This is a genomic window from Janthinobacterium sp. HH104 (genome assembly GCF_001758715.1).
In the GTDB taxonomy this organism is placed as follows: domain Bacteria; phylum Pseudomonadota; class Gammaproteobacteria; order Burkholderiales; family Burkholderiaceae_D; genus Janthinobacterium; species Janthinobacterium aestuarii.
Window position 1 is genome coordinate 166,045 of sequence record NZ_LRIB01000035.1, and the last position, 18,000, is coordinate 184,044.

The following is an 18,000-nucleotide window of genomic DNA, read 5'->3' on the forward strand; positions in this document are numbered from 1 at the left end:
AATCATTGCCGATCCCTTCGATCAGTACGACAGATCACTTACTACAGGCTGTGGCAACGCTGCATAAATCATGATGAAGACGCTTTACGACAAACTCTGGGAATCCCACGTTGTTCGGGCCGAAGATGATGGCACGACAATTTTGTACATCGACCGGCACCTGCTGCACGAAGTTACCAGCCCGCAAGCCTTCGATGGCCTCAGCGTGGCGGGCCGCCAGCCATGGCGCATTTCCGCCAACCTGGCCGTGGCCGACCATAACGTGCCGACCACCAGCCGCGTGGACGGCATTGCCGATCCGGTCTCGCGCCTGCAGGTGGAAACCCTGGACAGGAACGCCAAGCACTACGGCTTGACCTACTTCAACATGAACGACAAGCGCCAGGGTATCGTGCACGTGATCGGCCCTGAACAGGGTGCGACCCTGCCCGGCATGACGGTCGTCTGCGGCGACTCGCACACGTCCACGCATGGCGCCTTCGGCGCGCTGGCGCACGGCATCGGCACGTCCGAAGTGGAACACGTGCTGGCCACGCAAACCTTGCTGCAAAAGAAATCCAAATCCATGCTGGTGCAAGTCGACGGCGCGCTGCCGGCCGGCGTGACGGCCAAGGATATCGTGCTGGCCATCATCGGCAAGATCGGCACGGCCGGCGGCACGGGTTACTGTATCGAGTTCGGCGGCTCGGCCATCCGCGCCCTGTCGATGGAAGGCCGCATGACGGTGTGCAACATGGCCATCGAGGCGGGCGCGCGCGCCGGCATCATCGGCGTGGACGACACCACCATCAATTACGTCAAGGGGCGTCCGTTTTCGCCGGCCGGTCCGCACTGGGAGCGCGCCGTGGCTTACTGGCGCACCCTGCATTCGGATCCGGGCGCCCGCTTCGACCTCGTCGTCACCCTCAATGCGGCCGAGATCGTGCCGCAAGTGACCTGGGGCACGTCGCCCGAAATGGTGGTCGGCGTCGATGGCCGCGTGCCTGACCCTGACCAGGAAAAAGACAGCGTCAAGCGCGATGCGATGGAAAAGGCGCTCGTCTACATGAACCTCAAGCCGAACACGGCCATCGAAGACATCCGCATCGACAAGGTCTTCATCGGTTCCTGCACCAATTCGCGCATTGAAGATTTGCGCGCGGCCGCCGCCGTGGTGCGTGGCAAGTACCGCGCCTCGAACGTCACCCTGGCGCTGGTGGTGCCAGGTTCCGGCCTCGTCAAGGACCTGGCCGAGCGCGAAGGCCTGGACCGCATCTTCAAGGATGCCGGCTTCGAATGGCGCGAGCCAGGCTGCTCCATGTGCCTGGCCATGAATGCGGATCGTTTGGAGCCGGGCGAACGCTGCGCTTCCACGTCGAACCGCAACTTCGAAGGCCGGCAAGGGCAGGGCGGCCGTACCCACCTGGTGTCGCCCGCGATGGCGGCCGCGGCGGGTATCGCCGGCCACTTTGTCGACGTGCGGGGATTGCGATGACGGCAGGGACTGGCGCCGCTGGTTTACACTAGCGGTATCAGTCCCATCTTTCTTATCGAGAACTCATCATGAAAAAACTCTTCGCCCTCCTCATCGCCACCGTCATCCTGTCTGGCTGCAACACCGTCTCCGGCATCGGCCGCGATGTGCAGAAAGTCGGCCAGGTTGTCACTGGCGCCGGCGGAAAATAAACCGTGACGTGCGGGCGCACTGCGCCGCGCGTCTTACCGAGTAGAAACAGCATGGATAAATTTACGATTTACGAAGGCCTGGTCGCCCCGCTGGACCGCGCCAACGTCGACACCGACGCGATTATTCCGAAGCAATTCCTGAAATCGATCCACCGCAGCGGTTTTGGCCCCAACCTGTTCGACGAATGGCGCTACCTCGACCATGGCGAGCCGGGCCAGGACAACAGCCGCCGCCCGCTGAACCCCGAGTTCGTGCTCAACGAGCCACGCTACCAGGGCGCTTCGATCTTGCTGACACGCAAGAACTTCGGCTGCGGCTCCTCGCGCGAACACGCGCCTTGGGCACTGGATCAATATGGCTTCCGCGCCATCATCGCGCCATCGTTTGCCGACATCTTCTTCAACAACTGCTACAAGAACGGCTTGCTGCCCATCGTGCTGTCGGAAAGCCAGGTCGAGCACCTGTTCAATGAAGTCAAGGCTTTCCCCGGCTACAAGCTGGTGGTGGATCTGGAGCAGCAATGCGTGCGCACCAGCAATGGTTCCGTGTCGTATCCGTTCGAGATCGACGCCTTCCGCAAATATTGCCTGATGAATGGCCTCGACGATATCGGCCTGACCCTGCGCCACTCCGACGATATCCGCGCCTTCGAAGAGCGGCATCTGCATAATCAACCCTGGCTCGCCAACGTCATCTAATCGATAAAAATATGAAAATTGCAATCTTACCCGGCGACGGTATCGGTCCTGAAATCGTCGCGCAAGCCGTCAAGGTCTTGCATGTGCTGGGCGAATCGTTCGAACTGGAAACGGCGCCCGTGGGCGGCGCCGGCTATGCGGCCCATGGCCATCCTTTGCCGGAAGCCACCCTGGCGCTGGCAAAAGCGGCCGATGCCGTGCTGTTCGGCGCCGTGGGCGACTACAAATATGACAATCTGGAGCGCCAGTTCCGCCCCGAGCAGGCGATTCTGGGCTTGCGCAAGAACCTGGGCCTGTTCGCCAACCTGCGCCCGGCCATTCTGTATCCGGAACTGGCGGGCGCCTCGACCCTGAAGCCGGAAGTGGTGTCCGGCCTGGACATTTTGATCATCCGCGAATTGACGGGCGACATCTATTTCGGCCAGCCCCGCGGCGTGCGCGAGTGCCCGGACGGTCCGTTCAAGGGCCAGCGCGAAGGCTTCGACACCATGCGCTATGCGGAAGGCGAAATCCGCCGCATCGCCCACGTGGCTTTCCAGGCTGCGCAAAAACGCGACAAGCGCCTGACCAGCGTGGACAAGGCGAACGTGCTGGAAACCTTCCAGTTCTGGAAAGACATCGTCACCGACGTGCACAAGGAATACCCGGACGTGGCGCTCGACCACATGTACGTCGATAACGCGGCCATGCAGCTGGTGCGGGCGCCGAAGAAATTCGACGTCATGGTGACCGGCAATATGTTCGGCGACATCCTGTCGGATGCGGCCGCCATGCTGACGGGCTCGATCGGCATGCTGCCGTCGGCCTCGCTGGATGCCAACAACAAGGGCTTGTACGAGCCATCGCACGGTTCGGCGCCCGATATCGCGGGCAAGGGCATCGCCAATCCGCTGGCGACGATCTTGTCGGCCGCCATGATGCTGCGCTATTCGCTGAACCGCGAAGAGCAGGCAAACCGTATCGAGGGCGCCGTCAAGCAGGTGCTGGCGCAGGGCTTGCGCACGGCCGACATCCATGAAGCGGGCACGACTTTGGTCGGTACCGAGGCCATGGGTGATGCAGTTGTAAAAGCACTGGGATAAAATAGTCTAATGACGGCAGTCGCCGTCTCATCTTGAGGAATGGTAATGAAATTAGTTGGCTTGGTAGGTTGGCGCGGTATGGTCGGTTCGGTCCTGATGCAACGCATGCAGGAAGAGGGCGATTTCGCCCATATCGAACCGGTGTTTTTCACGACTTCGAACACGGGCGGCTCGGCGCCGGCCATGGCGAAGAATGAAACCATCCTCAAGGATGCCAACAACATCGCCGAACTGTCCAAGTGCGACATCATTATTTCCTGCCAGGGCGGCGACTACACGAGCGCTGTCTTCCCGCAGCTGCGCGCCAGCGGCTGGAATGGCTATTGGATCGATGCGGCCTCGACCTTGCGCATGGAAAAAGACGCCGTCATCGTGCTCGACCCCGTCAACCTGCACGTCATCAAGGATGCGCTGGGCAAGGGCGTCAAGAACTACATCGGCGGCAATTGCACCGTCTCGTGCATGATGATGGGCCTGGGCGGCCTGTTCCAGCACGATTTGATCGACTGGATGACGTCGATGACGTACCAGGCGGCATCGGGCGGCGGCGCGCAGCACATGCGCGAACTGCTGACGCAGTTCGGCACCATCAACGGTTCCGTCAAGGCGCTGCTGGACAACCCCGCTTCCGCTATCCTGGAAATCGACCGTCAGGTGCTGGCCACCCAGCACGGCTATTCCCCGGATGAAATCAAGCAATTCGGCGCCCCGCTGGCCGGCAACCTGATCCCGTGGATCGACAAGGATCTGGGCAACGGCCAGTCGAAGGAAGAGTGGAAGGCGGGCGCGGAAACGAACAAGATCCTCGGCCGCGGCCTCGATTTCGGCACCAAGGAAATTCCAGTCGACGGTCTGTGCGTGCGCATCGGCGCCATGCGCTGCCATTCGCAAGCCTTGACCATCAAGCTGAAAAAAGACGTGCCGCTCGATGAAATCAACGACATCATCGCCAGCAACAACGAATGGGTGAAATTCGTGCCGAACACGCGCGAAGCGTCCGTGCGCGACCTGTCGCCGGCCGCCGTCACGGGCAGCCTGACGATACCCGTCGGCCGCGTGCGCAAGATGAGCATGGGCGGCGAATACCTGTCCGCGTTCACCGTGGGCGACCAGTTGCTGTGGGGTGCGGCCGAGCCGCTGCGCCGCATGCTGCGCATCCTCTTGGACGCGTAACCGCCATAAATTGCTGATCAAGATCAAGCCGGGGCTGTTTTCCCGGCTTTTTTTTCTTCCTGAGCCCGTCAAGGCTCAACCATGCGGAGCTTGCATAGCTCTGGGCATGATGATATGTTGATACCTCTGGAAAAGTAACAGTTTTCCCATGTCAACTAAGATGCCGCCAACTATGCCTGTACACACTCGTCCCCGGGTCGCCTCCCTTGCCATTAAAACACTCAGCAGCGCTGTCGCCTGTGCGGTGTTATTGTCACCGGCGGCATCCGCAGCCGAGCTGGGCAAGATCACGGTGCTGTCCGCCGCCGGCCAGCCGCTGCGCGCCGAGGTCGAATTATCGGCCATCAAGCCAGGCGAGGCATCGAGCTTGCTGGCCAAGCTGGCGCCGCCGGATGCCTACCGCCAGGCCAACGTGGAATTCAATCCCGCGTTGAACGCGCTGACGTTTGCCGTGGAAAACCGCAATGGCAAGCCTTTCATCCGCATCAGCTCGGCGCAGCCGGTGGCCGAGCCCATGGTGGACTTGCTGCTGGAACTGAGCAGCAAGAGCGGACGCCAGGTGCGCGAATATGCGTTCGTGCTTGACACGCCGGAAGCGCGCCAGACGCGCGGCGCGCAAGTGACGGCACCGGCCGAACCGGGCAAAGGCAAGGCGGCCGCTGAAGCTGCCCCAGCCGCGGCGAAAAAACCGGCCGGCGAATACAAGGTCAAGACGGGCGATACCCTGAGCCGCATCGCCAGCGAACTGAAGCCATCGGGCGTGTCGCTCGACATGATGCTCGTGGCCCTGTACCGTGCCAATCCCGACGCTTTCAAAGGCGAGAACATGAACCGTATGCAGGCCGGGCGCATCCTGGCCGTGCCGGGCGCGGACACCGTGCGCGCCACCGGCGCTGCCGAAGCGAAGGGCATCGTGACGGCGCACGCCATCGATTTCGAAGCCTACCGCAACAAGCTGGCAGGCCAGGTGTCGCAAAGCAAGCCGGCCAAGGCGGCGGAAGCGACGCAAAGCACGGCCGGCAAGATCGGCGCGACCAAGGTACAGGAAAAGCCGACGGCCGTGAGCGAGTCGCAAGACAAGCTGAAACTGTCGAAGGCGGAGCCGGCGGCCAAGTCGGCCGGCAAGAGCGCGGTGGCCAGCGAGGAAGACAAGATCGCCAAGGCCAAGCAGGTCGATGAAGCGGCTGCCCGCGTCAAAGAGCTGGAAAAGAACGTCAGCGACCTGGAAAAGTTGATGGCGGTCAAGAGCAAGGCCATGGCCGACAAGAGCGCCCCGGCGCCCGCCAAACCGGCCGAGGTCGCCGCCAGCGCACCGGTTGTTGCCAGCGTGCCAGCCGAAGCCCAGCCTCCCGTGCCCAAAGCGAAGCCGGTGCCGTTGGTGAAAAAACCTTCGCCGCTGGAACCGACCATCACCGACAAGATCAATGACCACCTGGGCGCCATCGGCATCGGCATCGCCGCGCTGCTGGCCGCCGTGGCCGCGCTGGTGATCGCGCGCCGCCGCAAGGAGACGCCGCCGCCCGCCCAGGAAGATATCGCGCCCGTGTTCGAACCGGAAGCGCCCGTGACGCCGCCGTCCGGCCTGGCGCCGGAAGACCAGCAGTCCGAAGCGAGCAACCACCTGTTCGGTACGGGCGCCGCCGCTGCCGGCGTGGCCGCCGCGGCTGGCGCCAGCATGCTCGATGCGAATGAAACGGACCCGGTCGCCGAAGCGGACGTGTATATCGCCTACGGCCGCGATGGCCAGGCGGAAGATATCCTCAAGGAAGCCTTGCGTATCCATCCGGAACGCCATGCCGCCCGCTTGAAGCTGCTGGAAATTTATTCGGCCCGCAACGACGTGCGCGCGTTTGAAGACCAGGCCAGCGAGCTGTACAGCCTGACCCGGGGCCAAGGCGAAGAGTGGCCGCAGGCGGCCGCGCTGGGCCTGGCGCTCGACCCCACCAATCCCCTGTATGGCGATACGGAAGACGACGCCGTCGTCAGCCTGAGCAAGGCTGCCGGCGACGACGTGCATGGCCAGAGCATGGATTTGCCCGACGAGCCGCCAGCACCGCTGGCCGACCTGGCGCCGGCCGAGCCGGTGTCTTCCGTGGCGGCCCGCGATACGCGCGATCCCCTCGATTTCGACCTCGACAGCCTCGATTTCGAGCCTGTTTCTACCACCGACCCGATCGTCATGCCGGGACCGGACAGCAAGCCGGTCTCCGCCGCGCAGGATGCGCACTATGACGCCAGCATGGATTTCGGCCTGGACCTGGAGCCGCCTGCCGGCCCCGTCAATGGCGTGGGTGCCGGCCTGACGCCGCTGCCTGATCCGCTGAAGGATATCGACCTGGCCCATTTCGACCTCGACGAGCCCGTGGCGCCGGCTGCCGCGCCGGTCGCGGTGGCCGAGCCTTCCCTCGACAGCCTGTTCGACGACGCGCAAACGCCTGCCTCCTTGCCGGAAGCCATACCGCCGGCACAGGAATTCGACCTGTCCGGCATCGACCTGGATCTCAACGATGGCAAGACGGCCAGCGTGGGCGTGGACGACCCGCTGTCGGCCATCCACATGGAAATGGATACCAAGCTGGACCTGGCGATCGCTTACCAAGAAATTGGCGACAAGGAAGGCGCGCGCGAGCTGATCGATGAGGTCATCAAGGGCGGCAGCGAAGAGCAGGTTGCGAAAGCCAATACCATGCGTGCGCTGTTGAGCTAGCAGTGGCCGGAAGGCGCGGCAGGCTGCCGCGCCGGTATAATGCTTCGATGCAAAATATTACGACAGCAATGCCATTGAAGCGTATCGTCCTCGGCCTGCAGTATGACGGCACGGCCTGGCACGGATACCAGAAACAGGAAGACGGGCAAACGGTGCAGGACCAGCTGGAGAACGCGCTGGAGCAGTTTGCCCGCGTGCGCCTGGCCACCACGTGCGCCGGCCGCACGGATACGGGCGTGCATGCGCTCGAGCAAGTCGTGCATTTCGATACGGAACTGAACCGCGACGTGCACTCGTGGGTGCGCGGCGTCAACGCCTTCCTGCCGAAATCCATCGCCGTGCGCTGGGCCAGGGAACTTGAAGGCGACCCGACGGTCAATGACTTCTTCCACGCCCGCTTCAGCGCCCGCGCGCGCACCTATCATTATGTGTTGTACAACAACGCCACCCGTTCGCCGCTGGTGGAAGGGCGTGCCGGCTTCTTTTTCCGCCCGCTCGACGTGGAACTGATGCGCCAGGCCGTGCAGCCGCTCTTGGGCTGGCACGATTTCACGGCCTTCCGCGCCGCGCAATGCCAGGCCAAGTCGCCCGTCAAGCTCATGCATGACATCCGCATCGAGCGGCGCGGCGATTGCGTCATTTTTACGATTACGGCCAATGCCTTCCTGCACCACATGGTGCGCAACCTGGTCGGCTCGCTCGTCTACATCGGCACGGGGCGCGAAAAGCCGGAATGGCTCGGGCATTTGCTGGAAAGCAAGGATCGCCATGCGGCCGCGCCCACCTTCATGCCGGACGGCCTGTACCTGGCGCAGATCGATTACGATCCGAAATGGGCATTGCCGCAAGACAGCAGCAGCGCCTTGCCCTGGTTCTGACGTTTTACTTCAAGCAATAACTTCAAGGAAAAGCCATGCCACGCACACGCATCAAGATCTGCGGCCTGACCAGAGTCGAAGACATCCACGCTGTCGTGGCGGCCGGCGCCGACGCCATCGGCTTCGTGTTTTATCCGCAGAGCCCCCGCTATGTGACGCCCGAACAGGCAGCTGCCCTGATCGCGACCATGCCGCCCTACGTGACGGCGGTGGGCCTGTTCGTCAATGCCAGCGTGGACGAGGTGCGGGCGACCAGGGCCGTTGCGCCCTTATCGATGCTGCAATTCCATGGCGACGAGACGCCCGAACACAGCGCCGCGCTGGCCGCTGCCGTGAATACGCCGTTTACGCAAGTGTTCCGCGTCAAACCCGACACCAGCTTTGAAGATTTGCTAGAATACGAACAGCGCTATCGCGCCGCCAGTCCCTTGTTTGCCAGCCTCTTGCTGGACACCTATGTGGATGCCTATGGCGGTGCAGGAAAGGTATTTGATTGGTCCCTCATTCCAAAAGAACTCGCGCCTCGGGTCGTTTTAAGTGGTGGCTTGAGCGTACAAAACGCGACTGACGCAGTGGTGCGCGTGCGCCCTTACGCCGTCGACATCAGCAGTGGTGTCGAAGCGTCCAAGGGTATCAAGGACGCATCCCGAGTCCGCGCGTTTATCGCCGCGGTGCAGGATGCCGATGCCATCATTGCCAGAGGAAACAACCATGAATGACCACACCACAGCGCCCGGCGCAGCCGCCGCATTGTTCCACGCCACCGATTACCCGTTTCCCGACCTGCGCGGCCACTTCGGCCCCTACGGCGGCTCCTTTGTTGCCGAAACGCTCACGCATGCGCTGGCCGAGCTGAAAGACGCCTACGCGCGCTACAGCGCCGACCCGGAATTCCTCGAAGAATTCCGCTACGAGCTCAAGCACTTCGTCGGCCGTCCGTCGCCGATCTACCACGCCAAGCGCTGGTCCGAGCTGGCCGGCGGCGCGCAGATCTATTTCAAGCGCGAAGACTTGAACCACACGGGTGCGCACAAGATCAACAACGTGATCGGCCAGGCCCTGCTGGCCAAGCGCATGGGCAAGCCGCGCATCATCGCCGAGACGGGCGCCGGACAGCATGGCGTGGCCACGGCCACCATCTGCGCCCGCTTCGGCCTCGAATGCGTGGTCTACATGGGCAGCGAAGACGTCAAGCGCCAGGCGCAGAACGTGTACCGGATGAAACTGCTGGGCGCGACCGTCGTGCCCGTCGAATCGGGCTCCAAGACCCTCAAGGATGCGCTGAACGAAGCCATGCGCGACTGGGTCACCAACATTGAAAACACCTTTTACATCATCGGCACCGTGGCCGGTCCCCATCCGTATCCGATGATGGTGCGCGACTTCCAGTCCGTGATCGGCGAGGAATGCCTGGTGCAAATGCCGGAAATGACGGGTCGCCAGCCCGACTACGTGCTGGCCTGCATCGGCGGCGGTTCGAACGCCATGGGCATCTTTTACCCGTACATCGACCAGAAAGACGTAAAACTGATCGGCGTGGAAGCGGCTGGCGAAGGCCTCGATACGGGCAAGCATTCGGCTTCGCTGACGGCAGGTTTCCCGGGCGTGCTGCACGGCAACCGCACTTATCTGCTGCAGGATGAAAACGGCCAGATCATCGAGACGCATTCCGTCTCGGCCGGCCTCGACTATCCGGGCGTGGGACCGGAACATGCGTGGCTGAAAGACTCGGGCCGCGCGCAATACGTGTCGATCACCGATGACGAAGCGCTGCAGGCTTTCCACGACTGCTGTCATATCGAAGGCATCATCCCGGCCCTGGAATCGTCGCACGCCCTGGCCTACGCGGCCAAGCTGGCGGCCACCTTGCCGAAAGACCAGATCGTGCTGGCCAACCTGTCGGGCCGTGGCGACAAGGACATGCATACCGTGGCGGAACGCATGGGATTGAATTTCAGTTAAGCAACTGACATCCCATTAACGCGTAGGTCGGATTAGCGCGCAAGCGCGTAATCCGACATTCCTCACCGATAAAGAAAGCATCCCATGTCCCGTATCGCCACCACCTTCGCCACTTTAAAATCGAACAACAAGACCGGCCTGGTCACCTTCATCACCGCCGGCGACCCCGGCCCCGACGCCACCGTGCCGCTGATGCACGCGCTCGTCGAGGGCGGCGCCGATGTGCTCGAACTGGGCGTGCCGTTTTCCGACCCCATGGCCGAAGGCCCCGTCATCCAGCGCGCCTGCGAACGGGCCCTGAAATTCAATGTCGGCATCCACGACGTGTTCGGCTATGTGCGCCAGTTCCGCGAGACGAACCAGACGACGCCCGTGGTGCTGATGGGCTACGCGAATCCCATCGAGCGTATCGGCAGCGCAGCGTTCATTGCAGCGGCGCAAGCGGCCGGCGCCGACGGCGCCATCGTCGTCGATTATCCGCCGGAAGAGTGCGAGGAATTTGCCGGCGCCATGCGCGAAGCTGGCCTCGACCTGATTTTCCTGCTGGCACCGACTTCGACGGAAGAGCGCATCGCGCAAGTGGCCAAGGTCGGCGGCGGCTTCAGCTATTATGTGTCGCTCAAGGGCGTCACGGGCGCCGGCAACATTGATACGGAACAGGTGGCCGAGCGCCTCGCCGCCATCCGCCAGCATGTAAAATTACCTATCGGCGTGGGCTTCGGCATCCGCGATGGCGCCACGGCCAAGGCCGTTGCCAAGGTGGCCGATGCCGTCGTCATCGGCAGCCGCATCATCCAGGAAATTGAAAATGCCCCGGAGGGCGGCGCCGTCGACGCCGTGCGCAGCTTCACGGCAGGCATCCGCGCCGCACTGGACGCCTGAGCAAGCTTGCCGTTTACGCAAGATGCGTTGGCGGCAAAGTTCGACAGCCCGGCGATAAACGGCTACACTTCGGCCACTGATTTGCCTGTAATTGTGCAATAGATAAAATTTCTGGTGGCGCCCTATGGGGGTGTCGCCGTTTACCGTCTGCCGGGGGCGTCCACCGACGCTACCCCTACAAGGGCCCAAGGAGAAAATATGAGTTGGTTGGAAAAACTGCTGCCACCGCGCATCCAGCGTTCTGATGCTGCCGCGCGCAAGACCATGCCGGAAGGCCTGTGGGTCAAGTGCCCGTCGTGCGAAGCCGTGCTGTACCGTACGGACCTGGAATCGAATCTGCACGTGTGCCCGAAATGCGACCATCACATGCGCATCCGCGCGCGTGAACGCCTCGACAGCCTGCTCGACGCGGGCGGCCGCTATGAAATCGGCCAGGAAATCCTGCCCGTCGATACCTTGAAATTCAAGGACAGCAAGAAATACCCTGACCGCCTGAAGTCCGCCATGGAAGCGACGGGCGAGACGGATGCGATGGTCGTCATGGGCGGCGCCATCATGAGCCTGCCGGTGGTCGTGGCGTGCTTCGAATTCGAATTCATGGGCGGCTCGATGGGCTCCGTCGTGGGCGAGCGCTTCGTGCGCGGTGCGCAAATCGCGCTGGAACAGAAAGTGCCGTTCATTTGCATCACCGCCACCGGTGGCGCGCGCATGCAGGAAGGCTTGCTGTCCCTGATGCAGATGGCGAAAACCACGGCCATGCTGACCAAGCTGTCCGAAAAGAAATTGCCATTCATCAGCGTGCTGACCGACCCGACCATGGGCGGTGTGTCCGCCTCGTTCGCCTTCATGGGCGACGTCGTGATCGCTGAACCGAAAGCGCTGATCGGCTTTGCCGGCCCGCGCGTGATTGAAAACACCGTGCGCGAAAAACTGCCGGAAGGCTTCCAGCGCGCCGAGTTCCTCGTCACCAAGGGCGCCGTCGACATGATCGTCGACCGCCGCAAGATGCGCGAAGAAATCGCCCGTCTGCTGGCCTTGTTGCAAAACCAGGCTGTGGAAGTCCTGGCGTAACGCCAAAGTATCAGGCCGGGCGGTGTCCTGCGGACCCGCCCGGTTGCCACGCAACACCGTCTCCGCGCCTCGCGCACTGTCTCCTCATCAAGAAGTCTCCCATGCAAAACCTCCCCACCACCTTGCCGGACTGGCTCGCCATGCTGGAAACCCGCCATTCGGAAACCCAGATCAACATGGGCCTGGACCGCGTGCAAGCCGTCAAGGCGCGCATGCAGCTGGCGTTTACTTGCCCCGTGATCATGGTGGCGGGCACGAATGGCAAGGGTTCCACCTGTGCCATGCTGGAATCGGTACTGTTGCGCGCCGGCTACAAAGTGGGGCTATACATCAAGCCGCATTTTCTCGATTTTAACGAGCGCGCCCGCGTGCTGGGCGAGATGGCCAGCGATGAGCAGATCGTCGCCAGCTTCAATGCCGTTGAAGCCGTGCGCGGCGACACGCCGCTCACGTATTTCGAATTCACCACCCTGGCGATTTTGCACCTGCTGTCGCAGGCGAAGCTGGACGTGGCCATCCTGGAAGTGGGCCTGGGCGGGCGCCTGGACGCCGTCAACGTGATCGACGCGGATGTCGCCATCGTCACCAGCGTCGATATCGACCACACGGATTACCTGGGCGACACGCGCGAAGCGATCGGCTTTGAAAAGGCCGGCATCTTCCGTCCTGGCAAGGCGGCCATCTGCAGCGACCCCGTGCCGCCGCAATCGTTGATCGACCATGCCGAAGCCATCGGCGCCGACCTGTGGCTGATGGGCCGCGATTTCAATTATTCGGGCGACAAGCAGCAGTGGAACTACGGCGGACGCGAGCAGCGCCGCAATTCGCTCGCGTATCCAAGCTTGCGTGGCGCCAACCAGATCCTCAATGCGACGGCCGTGCTGGCCGCGCTGGAAGTGCTGAAGCTGAAGCTGCCCGTGGGTGCGCAGGAAGTGCGCACGGGCCTCGTGACGGTGGAACTGCCGGGCCGCTTCCAGGTCTTGCCTGGCCGCCCCAGCGTGATCCTCGACGTGGCGCACAATCCCCACGCGGCGTCGGCGCTGAACCAGAACCTCGGCAACATGGGTTTCCACCCGTACACCTATGCCGTGTTTGGCTCCATGCAGGACAAGGATATCGATGGCGTATTGGCCGCGATGAGCGAACACGTCGACCACTGGTGCCTGACGGGATTGCCTTCGCCGCGCGCGGCCACGGCTTCGGAGCTGGCCGCCAAGGTGCAGATCATGCTCGAAGATAAGCCCGACAGCAGCGAACATACTGTGTCTATTTTCGATGATCCGGCACAAGCTTTTGCAAATGCAATGAGCCGGGCCGGTGAGAATGATAGAATTGTGGTCTTTGGTTCTTTCCTCACCGTTGCCGGCGTGATGAAGGCCCGAAAATCCTCACTTCACTGAAACGCACTCGACTGAAAATCACGCATGGGCTTGTTCTCGAAACTGTTTAAAAACAAGCAAGAATCCTCTGGCGAAGACAGCGGCTTTTATGTCCCTGGCGAAGCACAGTCGCCGACCCGCAAGCGCGCAGCCAACACCGCCGGTGGCGGCGGATCGCGCCGTGGCGGCAAGGAAGCGCCGGACCCGGTCTTGCCTGAAAAAAAGCGCGCACGCCGCCGCCTGGTCGGGGCCATTGCCCTGGCCCTGGGCGTGGCTGTCGGCTTGCCGATGCTGCTCGACTCCGAGCCGAAGGCGCCGTTCAACGATATCGCCATCGACATTCCGTCGAAGGAAAAGGCCGTCACGCCTGCACCGGCGCCCGTGCCGGCCGTCCCGGCCCAGGCCGCATCGAATGGCCTGGACCAATCCGAGGAAATCGTCGACGCGCCGTTGCCGCCTCCGGCCAAGCCGACCCCTGTACCGACACCGGCACCCGTGCTGGCGGCCGCCCAGCCTGCACCGGTCAAGCCGACCTATGTGGAACCGAAACCCGAGCCCAAGCCTGAACCGAAGCCGGTCAAGGTGGAGCCGAAACCGGAACCGAAACACGAAACCAAGCCCGAGCCGAAACACGAGTCCAAGCCCGAACCCAAGCCTGAGCCCAAGCATGAAGTAAAGCCGGAAGCCAAGCCCGAGCCGAAGCCTGCCAAGCCGGCGCAATCGGCTGACGATGCCGCGCGCGCGCTGGCGATTCTGGAAGGCAAGCCGCAAGAGAAAGCACAGGACAAGGCGCACGACGCCGGCAGCGGCAAGTTCGTGGTGCAGGTGGCGGCCCTGGCGACGCAGGACAAGGTCGACGAATTGCAGGACAAGCTGCGCGATGCGGGCATCAAGTCGTACACGCAGAAAGTCTCGAGCCCGGCGGGCGAGCGCATCCGCGTGCGCGTGGGGCCGTTCGGCAGCCGCGAAGACGCTGAAAAGACCCGCGCCAAGCTGCAAAAGCTGGGCCTGGGCGGCAGTCTGGTGCCGGCGTGATGTTGCAAGGCTGAACGCGCGTGACGATCTTCGATTACCTGGTGCTGTTCGTGCTGGTGACGTCCGTGCTGATTAGCATGATGCGTGGCCTGGTCAAGGAAATACTGTCATTGGTCAGCTGGATCGTGGCGTTCGTCATTGCCAACGCGTATGGCGCTACCCTGGCGAAATTCCTGCCGGAAGCCGTGCCTGGCGAAGCCATCCGTTTGTTGCTGGCCTTCGTCGTGCTGTTCATCGGCGTGCGTATTTTGATGGGATTGCTGTCCATGACGGTCGACGCGCTCGTCAAGGTGACGGGCTTGAGCCTGGCTGACCGCACCCTGGGCACCCTGTTCGGCGTGGCGCGAGGGCTTGTGATCGTGCTGACCGCCGTCATCTTGTGTGGCATGACGTCCATACCGCAGCAGCCATTCTGGAAAAACGCGCAGTTCAGCCCGCTCGCAGAGCAGGGCGCGCGCGCCATCAAGCCTTATCTGCCTGCCGCTTACGCGCAGCATGTGAAATTTTGAATTTTTTTAAAATCAGTAGCACAGTTTAGGAGCACACCATGTGTGGCATCGTCGGCGTCGTTTCCCATCAACCTGTCAATCAATTGCTCTATGATGCATTGTTGCTCTTGCAACATCGCGGTCAGGACGCGGCAGGGATTGCGACCAATCACAGCAGTATGTTTTCCATGCACAAAGCCAACGGCCTCGTGCGTGACGTCTTCCGTACGCGCAACATGCGTTCGCTGCAAGGCACGACGGGCATCGGCCATTGCCGCTACCCGACGGCCGGTTCGTCGAGCGAAGAGGAAGCACAACCGTTCTATGTGAATGCGCCGTTCGGCATCACCCTGGCGCACAATGGCAACCTGACCAACTGGGAACAGTTGAAGCTGGAAATGTTCAAGAACGACCGCCGCCACATCAATACCGATTCCGATTCGGAAGTGCTGCTCAACGTGCTGGCGCATGAAATCCAGGAAGCGACGACGGGCCTGAACCTGGACCCGGAAGCCATCTTCAAGGCCGTTACCGTGCTGAACCGCCGCGTCAAGGGCGGTTACGCCGCCGTTGCGCAAATCGCCGGCGTGGGCTTGCTGGCCTTCCGCGACCCGCACGGCATCCGTCCGCTGTGCCTGGGCATCAATGAAACGGAGCAGGGTCCCGAATACCTGATCGCTTCCGAATCCGTAGCCCTGGAAGGCATGGGCTTCCGCTTCGTGCGCGACATCGGTCCCGGCGAAGCCGTCTTCATCGATGCCGACAAGAAATTGCACAGCGCCCAGTGCGCCGACAATGCCAGCCTGAACCCGTGCGTGTTCGAATTCGTCTACCTGGCCCGTCCCGACTCCGTCATCGACGGCGCTTCCGTGTACGCCACGCGCCTGAAAATGGGCGAATACCTGGCCGAGAAGATCCGCGCCGAATTGCCAGGCGTGCATATCGACGTGGTCATGCCGATTCCCGATTCCTCGCGTCCGGCCGCCATCCAGCTGGCCATGGCGTTGAACATCGAGTACCGCGAAGGCTTCATCAAGAACCGCTACATCGGCCGTACCTTCATCATGCCGGGCCAGGCGGCACGCAAGAAATCCGTGCGCCAGAAGCTCAACGCGATCCCGTCCGAATTCAAGGATAAAGTGGTGCTGCTGGTCGACGATTCCATCGTGCGCGGCACCACCAGCCGTGAAATCGTGCAGATGGCGCGTGAAGCGGGCGCGACGAAGGTCATCTTCGCCTCGGCCGCGCCACCGGTGATCTACCCGAACGTGTACGGCATCGACATGCCGACGCGCGACGAGCTGATCGCCTACGGCCGCACGACGGAAGAAGTGTGCCGCGAAATCACGGCCGACTACCTCGTGTACCAGGATATCGGCGCGCTGAAGCAGGCGATCGCCGACGTCAACCCGGCCCTGACGAACTTCGAGGCATCGTGCTTCGATGGCGTGTACGTGACGGGCGACGTGTCGCAGGAATACCTGGACCGCCTGGAATATGCGCGCCACCATCCGAAGGCGGCAGCGCCCGAAGATACGCCCCGTTCCCAGCTGAACCTGAACCTGGCGACAACGGAAGCATAAGTACCTGCCCGGCCGATGCCGGGCTTTTTTTGGGGTCGGACCTTCAGGTCTGACCCCAGCACTTGCCTTGGGTTAAGCGGCAAGACGAGTATTTGGAACTTCCACCATGACCAACAAAAAAACCTACGGCTTCACCACCACCATCCTGCACAACGACCGCCGCAAGGGCATCGAGCACGGCTCGCTGCACAAGCCCGTGCACACTTCCGTTGCCTTCGGTTACGCCGATGCGCGCCAGCTCGCGTCCGTGTTCCAGGGCAAGGAGCCGGGCTTCCGTTATGGCCGCCAAGGCAACCCGACCGTCTCCGCGCTGGAAGACAAGGTCAACAAGATGGAAGACGGCGTGGCGACTTTGTGCTTCGCCACCGGCATGGGCGCCATCGGCGCCGTGGTGCAATCGTTGCTGCGCGCGGGCGACCATGTCGTGTCGTCGGCCTTTTTGTTTGGCAACACCAACAGCTTGTGGCAAACGGTGACGGGGCAGGGCATCGGCGTGTCATTCGTCGACGCCACCGAGGTGGCCAATGTGGCTGCGGCCATCACGCCGGCCACGCGCATCGTGTTTGTGGAAACCATCGCCAATCCGCGCACGCAGATCGCTGACCTGAAGAAAATCGGCGACTTGTGCCACGAGAAGGGCATCTTGTACATCGTCGACAACACGATGACGACGCCATATCTGTTCCGCCCGAAAGCTGTGGGCGCGGGCCTGGTGGTCAATGCCTTGACGAAATCCATCGGCGGCCACGGCAATGCCCTGGGCGGCAGCTTGACGGACACGGGCGTGTTCGACTGGACGCAGTATCCGAACATTTTCGAGAATTACAAGAAGGCGGCGCCCGCGCAGTGGGGCATCGCGCAAATCCGTGCCAAGGCTTTGCGCGACTTCGGCGCCTCGCTGGGGCCGGAAGCTGCGCATCATATCGCCGTCGGCGCGGAAACCATGGCCTTGCGCATGGACCGCACCTGCTCGAACGCCCTGGCGCTGGCCAACATGCTGCAGGCCGACCCGAGAGTGGCTGCCGTGCATTATCCTGGCCTGGCGTCGCACCCGCAGCATGCGCTGGCCACCGACTTGTTCCGCAGCTATGGCTCGTTGTTCAGCTTTGAGCTGAAAGATGGCATCGACTGCTTCGATTTCCTCAATCGTCTCAATCTTGCCATTCCCGCCAGCAACCTCGGCGACACGCGCACCCTGGTCATTCCCGTCGCCCACACGATTTTCTACGAGATGGGTGCCGAGCGCCGCGCCAGCATGGGCATCGCCGAATCGCTGATCCGCGTGTCCGTCGGTATTGAGGACGAGGCGGATCTGCTTGAGGATTTCCGAGGAGCGTTGGAGGGCTGAGAGCGGTGTTGGTGATTAGGCCATGTGCCAGTTGTGAGGCAAACTAAA

Annotated in this window: 16 protein-coding genes; all 16 read left to right on the forward strand. The window is 62.4% G+C overall.

The window, feature by feature from the left end; translation table 11 throughout:
• Positions 1 to 70: 70 nt before the first annotated feature.
• The 16 genes from leuC (at position 71) to JAB6_RS15715 (ending at position 17,952) form a co-directional block, all read left to right on the forward strand.
• Positions 71 to 1,474: a 3-isopropylmalate dehydratase large subunit gene (leuC, locus tag JAB6_RS15645; protein WP_070303553.1), complete on the forward strand. Its 1,404-nt coding sequence runs from the start codon at positions 71 to 73 to the stop codon at positions 1,472 to 1,474.
• Positions 1,475 to 1,542: 68 nt separating this feature from the next.
• Positions 1,543 to 1,665 (forward strand): entericidin A/B family lipoprotein, encoded by a 123-nt coding sequence (locus tag JAB6_RS28495; RefSeq protein WP_010400408.1) that lies wholly within the window; start codon positions 1,543 to 1,545, stop codon positions 1,663 to 1,665.
• A gap of 51 nt (positions 1,666 to 1,716) precedes the next feature.
• Positions 1,717 to 2,364 carry a 3-isopropylmalate dehydratase small subunit gene (leuD, locus tag JAB6_RS15650; protein ID WP_070303554.1) on the forward strand — a complete coding sequence of 216 codons (648 nt, stop codon included), beginning with the start codon at positions 1,717 to 1,719 and terminating at the stop codon, positions 2,362 to 2,364.
• An 11-nt stretch (positions 2,365 to 2,375) separates the two neighbouring features.
• Positions 2,376 to 3,446: a 3-isopropylmalate dehydrogenase gene (leuB, locus tag JAB6_RS15655; RefSeq protein ID WP_034750539.1), complete on the forward strand. Its 1,071-nt coding sequence runs from the start codon at positions 2,376 to 2,378 to the stop codon at positions 3,444 to 3,446.
• A 45-nt stretch (positions 3,447 to 3,491) separates the two neighbouring features.
• Positions 3,492 to 4,619, forward strand: coding sequence for an aspartate-semialdehyde dehydrogenase (asd, locus tag JAB6_RS15660; RefSeq protein WP_072452459.1), 1,128 nt, complete (start codon positions 3,492 to 3,494; stop codon positions 4,617 to 4,619).
• Positions 4,620 to 4,863: 244 nt separating this feature from the next.
• Positions 4,864 to 7,326 carry a FimV/HubP family polar landmark protein gene (locus JAB6_RS15665; RefSeq protein ID WP_254671648.1) on the forward strand — a complete coding sequence of 821 codons (2,463 nt, stop codon included), beginning with the start codon at positions 4,864 to 4,866 and terminating at the stop codon, positions 7,324 to 7,326.
• 68 nt (positions 7,327 to 7,394) lie between these two features.
• Positions 7,395 to 8,204 (forward strand): tRNA pseudouridine(38-40) synthase TruA, encoded by an 810-nt coding sequence (gene truA / locus JAB6_RS15670; protein WP_235194199.1) that lies wholly within the window; start codon positions 7,395 to 7,397, stop codon positions 8,202 to 8,204.
• A gap of 35 nt (positions 8,205 to 8,239) precedes the next feature.
• Complete coding sequence (locus JAB6_RS15675; RefSeq protein WP_070303556.1) at positions 8,240 to 8,923, forward strand: phosphoribosylanthranilate isomerase; 684 nt, start codon at positions 8,240 to 8,242, stop codon at positions 8,921 to 8,923.
• The gene (trpB, locus tag JAB6_RS15680; protein ID WP_034750528.1) at positions 8,916 to 10,166 is read left to right on the forward strand and encodes a tryptophan synthase subunit beta; all 1,251 of its coding nucleotides are present in this window, start codon (positions 8,916 to 8,918) and stop codon (positions 10,164 to 10,166) included. The genes JAB6_RS15675 and trpB overlap by 8 nt, the downstream gene beginning before the upstream one ends.
• Before the next feature lie 84 nt (positions 10,167 to 10,250).
• On the forward strand, positions 10,251 to 11,048 hold the full coding sequence (gene trpA, locus JAB6_RS15685; protein WP_070303557.1) for a tryptophan synthase subunit alpha: 798 nt from the start codon (positions 10,251 to 10,253) through the stop codon (positions 11,046 to 11,048).
• Positions 11,049 to 11,246: 198 nt separating this feature from the next.
• Positions 11,247 to 12,119, forward strand: a complete 873-nt coding sequence (gene accD, locus JAB6_RS15690; RefSeq protein WP_010400390.1) for an acetyl-CoA carboxylase, carboxyltransferase subunit beta — start codon at positions 11,247 to 11,249, stop codon at positions 12,117 to 12,119.
• A gap of 101 nt (positions 12,120 to 12,220) precedes the next feature.
• Positions 12,221 to 13,519, forward strand: coding sequence for a bifunctional tetrahydrofolate synthase/dihydrofolate synthase (gene folC / locus JAB6_RS15695; RefSeq protein WP_034750518.1), 1,299 nt, complete (start codon positions 12,221 to 12,223; stop codon positions 13,517 to 13,519).
• 24 nt (positions 13,520 to 13,543) lie between these two features.
• Positions 13,544 to 14,533 carry an SPOR domain-containing protein gene (locus tag JAB6_RS15700; RefSeq protein ID WP_070303558.1) on the forward strand — a complete coding sequence of 330 codons (990 nt, stop codon included), beginning with the start codon at positions 13,544 to 13,546 and terminating at the stop codon, positions 14,531 to 14,533.
• 20 nt (positions 14,534 to 14,553) lie between these two features.
• Positions 14,554 to 15,042, forward strand: coding sequence for a CvpA family protein (locus JAB6_RS15705; RefSeq protein ID WP_034750511.1), 489 nt, complete (start codon positions 14,554 to 14,556; stop codon positions 15,040 to 15,042).
• A 38-nt stretch (positions 15,043 to 15,080) separates the two neighbouring features.
• Positions 15,081 to 16,604 (forward strand): amidophosphoribosyltransferase, encoded by a 1,524-nt coding sequence (purF, locus tag JAB6_RS15710; protein ID WP_034750508.1) that lies wholly within the window; start codon positions 15,081 to 15,083, stop codon positions 16,602 to 16,604.
• 106 nt (positions 16,605 to 16,710) lie between these two features.
• On the forward strand, positions 16,711 to 17,952 hold the full coding sequence (locus tag JAB6_RS15715) for a cystathionine gamma-synthase family protein (protein WP_070303559.1): 1,242 nt from the start codon (positions 16,711 to 16,713) through the stop codon (positions 17,950 to 17,952).
• Positions 17,953 to 18,000 lie beyond the last annotated feature (48 nt).